Origin of the sequence: Zooshikella harenae (assembly GCF_018837975.1) — a bacterium.
GTDB lineage: Bacteria > Pseudomonadota > Gammaproteobacteria > Pseudomonadales > Zooshikellaceae > Zooshikella > Zooshikella harenae.
This window is the reverse complement of the sequence record NZ_JAGSOY010000191.1, coordinates 1-2,433: the sequence shown is the minus strand read 5'-3', so window position 1 is coordinate 2,433 and position 2,433 is coordinate 1. Positions and strand designations below refer to the sequence as shown.

The following is a 2,433-nucleotide window of genomic DNA, read 5'->3' as shown; positions in this document are numbered from 1 at the left end:
CAGCAGTGGCGAAGTAGCTGATGGTAATGATGGTTTTGGTAGCTCAGGTGAAGTCGATGCGGGTGACACGAGCGGAGGCTTTGGTAACAGTGGTGAAGTGGATGCGGGTGATAGTAGTGGTGGCTTTGGGGCTGGTAATACATGGACGCCACCAAATTCAAATACGAGTGATAACCAAGGGGCTGGTTCTCAAGTTACAAAGTGGGGAGTACCGAAAAACGTTACGGAAAAAATCCCAGCTGGATGGGGTAATAAAGCCAATAAGAAAGGTGTTGGCACAAGATGGCAAGACCCTGACAATCCCGGAAATGGCGTTCGTATAGATCAAGGAAATCCACACCATAGTCTATCCAGTCAGCAGGTCGATCATGTAATTGTTAGGCGCAATGGGCAAGTTATAGGCCGTGACGGAAAACAGATTCAGGGGTCAATCAAAGATAATGCTGAGCAAGCACACATACCTCTCAATGAATATCAGAATTGGAAAAGCTGGGATTCTCCTTTATGAAATACCCCGCAATGCGAAATGAGTTACTTAGCTATCTGAAGGATTTATCGAATTGGGATTACCAAAATGACTGTTGGGTTAATGGTAAATGTCCCTACGGGGTTGAGCATGATGAATTAGACTATGCTATCCATTTTCTTTTTGATGATACGGTATTATCTGATGACCCCGAAAGTCTTATAGGGGTCTTTTTGAGGAACAAGGAGGAGGCTGATTCAATCAGGTCTCTTTGTAATGAATTGCAGATAGTCTTTGAAAAATATGGAACTGAACTGTCTGATAGGGAATACATAAACTTAGTTGAATGGAAAGATGTTCTTATGTTCGCCCAATTAGCATTCAGAAAGCTTTCTGGTACTGAAATCCAACACACCCATAATCCAACAGAGCGCAATAACTAAAAACCTAGCCGTATTTATCAATCATCTGCTTACAGACCCGGTACAGCGCCAGGTTTGTAAGCGGGTTGTTTACGCTGTCTTAATCTTCTGGACGGATACTGTTCATTATCCTGTGTCATTTTTAGCCCTCTACAAAAGCACGCTTAGCGTTGTGCTTCAGAATTAAGCTTTCCAGCAAGGTGTTTACCACCTTAATTTCTTTGCGAGAATTCCAAGACACCCACGAGAATTCCAAGACACCCATAACGCTTGCAGAATTCCAAGACACCCATAACGCTTGCAGAAATCTAAGGGCAGAAATCTAAGACACCCACAATCCAGAAAGGCGCACAATGAAAAATTCAAGTCGCCTTTCTGATTTGTCAGGTACAAACCCAGCCCGCTCTGCGGGCTTTTTAATGAGCAGCTTGCTGTAACACTGTCTCTAACATCTCCATCACAAATTGCTGCTTTGTTCTTGGAAGTTGTCTGACCTGTTCGATCAAGTGTTGCAGTTTAGAGGCAAATCACTGCCGGGAATAAGGCTAACAGTGCGTCTAGGGTTTTAAGTTGTTAAAATGCCCAAGCGCTTGGGGTTTAGTCTCTTTAAGACGTTGAAGACACTGGGGTTGCGAGCAGTCTTGGTTACGATGAGCGTCAGGGTGTCTTGATGTTAGAGGGTTATATGGTGGTGTTCCCTTTTCTCAACGGGAATACGAAGCACTTGTTGATGGTGAATGGAAATCTGGCGTAGCTGATAATGTAGTAGGCAATAATGCCATAGAAGCAAAATATGTTGATGACTGGAGTAAATCTTTACGTAACCCAGACAGTAAAAATGGTGATAAGCCTTGGGCTGTTGCTGAGCAAAAGAAAATGCTTGACCAAGCTAAGAAGTATAGTGCAGGCTTCGAAAAGGTCATCTATCATACAAACAGCACTGAACTCGCAGAGCACTATAAGAAAGTTTTTACTGATGCTGGGGTTAGTAACTTTGAGTTTGTTATTACACCTGTAAACAAACTGTGAGAATTTAATATGACGAAAACAATGAAAGAGATTCTAGGAGCAGAATTTTTTGATAAAGAACGTAAAATACCAGGCACTGTAGTTAAAACAGAAAGGGAGTTTAGGTATATTAGCTGTGATTCCAATTCTACTTGGAAATCATTAAGTGCTCTCTTTAAAAAGGTTGTTCGAGAGATAGATCCTCCAATAGCTACTAGTGGTGGGGTAATTAATGAAGGCTGCAAGATCTCAGTGCCTTCAGGTGGTTGCTACTTTGCCGTTTCCTATAAAGGTGATATTGAAGGATGGCGTCAGCAGATTGAGCAAGGAGCAAAATCTCTGGGGCTTTCTGTAGCAAAAATCCTCCAAGATAAAATATTGCTTCACGATGGTAGTGAATATTTATTATCTGAGTGTAATATAGAATTTGATTAAAAATCAAAATTATCAAATAAATAAAAAGCCCAGGTTTGTTACTGGGCTTTTTATTTTAAAACTGGAAAATCTTTTTCATACACACGCTTGCCGAGGGGGCAC

At 41.6% G+C, this 2,433-nt stretch carries 3 protein-coding genes; all 3 read left to right on the top strand.

Annotated features, from left to right (window positions below; all coding sequences use genetic code 11):
* A partial coding sequence (locus tag KCG35_RS24655; protein ID WP_215822507.1) for a hypothetical protein occupies positions 1-508 on the top strand: 508 nt, incomplete at its 5' end.
* Positions 505-909, top strand: a complete 405-nt coding sequence (locus KCG35_RS24650) for an SCO4402 family protein (protein WP_215822506.1) — start codon at positions 505-507, stop codon at positions 907-909. The genes KCG35_RS24655 and KCG35_RS24650, both read left to right, overlap by 4 nt.
* A 1,017-nt stretch (positions 910-1,926) precedes the next feature.
* Complete coding sequence (locus KCG35_RS24645; protein ID WP_215822505.1) at positions 1,927-2,331, top strand: hypothetical protein; 405 nt, start codon at positions 1,927-1,929, stop codon at positions 2,329-2,331.
* Positions 2,332-2,433 lie beyond the last annotated feature (102 nt).

Bases quoted from the DNA above. Each gene is read 5' to 3' on its own strand.
- KCG35_RS24650 (WP_215822506.1), top strand. From the start codon at position 505: ATGAAATACCCCGCAATGCGAAATGAGTTACTTAGCTATCTGAAGGAT.
- KCG35_RS24645 (WP_215822505.1), top strand. From the start codon at position 1,927: ATGACGAAAACAATGAAAGAGATTCTAGGAGCAGAATTTTTTGATAAA.